The 1,024-nt window shown below is 25.1% G+C and carries 1 protein-coding gene; it reads left to right on the top strand.

Going from position 1 to position 1,024, the window contains the following annotated elements; translation table 11 throughout:
- The coding region (locus tag JEP40_RS18950) for a hypothetical protein (protein ID WP_198624807.1) at positions 1-516 on the top strand (516 nt) is incomplete at its 5' end.
- Between the last annotated feature and the right edge of the window lie 508 nt (positions 517-1,024).

Below are 1,024 nucleotides of genomic sequence, written 5' to 3' on the forward strand. Positions count from 1 at the left end.
TCTGAAACTGTGGTACTTAAACAACAAGGTAGCAGTGATATCTATCAGACTAAAATCGCCCTGAATGGAGGCGGTTCATGTCAATGGCAATTAAGTGAAGTTTGGATGTCAATTCGTTATAAAAAAATGCTGAATACTGATAGTGACTTTGAAGCAATACCATCAAATAGACTTATTTTAATCTTTAATAACCATAAATATAATCAAGGAGAAATTATAAGAAATTTAATAAAAAATGAAAAAATAGAACTTAATTACTATCCAGTCTTTATTAATAATAAAATATCAAAAGAAAAGAAAATAACTCTGTTTGATAATTGGTATGGTTCTCAATATATATTAGTCAATAATGAAAAAAATATATTATTTAACCCTATCTTTCATAAAGATAATATCACGAAGGTTGATATACCTAAAGAGCGAGGAACCAGTATTATTATTTATTATTCAGATGGCACTATAGAAAAAGTCAAATATTGGAGACCCAATTATAATAAATTAAAAAGTCTTAACTAAAATTAGTAGGACTAGTTATTGTTATTGTTGCGACTGAAATTTTTGTACCAAGTACATTAGGTTAATTATTAACTCATTGAATTGATCTAAAATTTTTGTTTTAAATGTTCTTGGCGGGCTTTGTAATTAAACAAAGCCCGTTTTTTATTGGATAAAATTTAAAAATCCTGCCTTATGTTTTTTCATAACATTCGCAAATAGATAAAAAAATATAATGCTTTTTATTTTCACACGCATCTGGAGTGATTAGGCGTATTTATATTTTTAATTCTCTATATATAATTAAATTTCACTTTAAATATTCTATTGATATTCCACGTTGTATCAAAATTAGATTATTATTATGTAAGTGATTGTATTTAAAGGGGTGTTATTTCTTTGATAAGAGCTCGTAAAAAAATGAACTGTAAATACATTACCAGTATAAATAAGAATAACTACTTATTTCTTCTCTATCTTTTACTGTTAAATCACATTTAAAAACAAATATGTTTAATTTAATTTATGT

The organism is Proteus vulgaris, from assembly GCF_016239305.1.
In the GTDB taxonomy this organism is placed as follows: domain Bacteria; phylum Pseudomonadota; class Gammaproteobacteria; order Enterobacterales; family Enterobacteriaceae; genus Proteus; species Proteus vulgaris_C.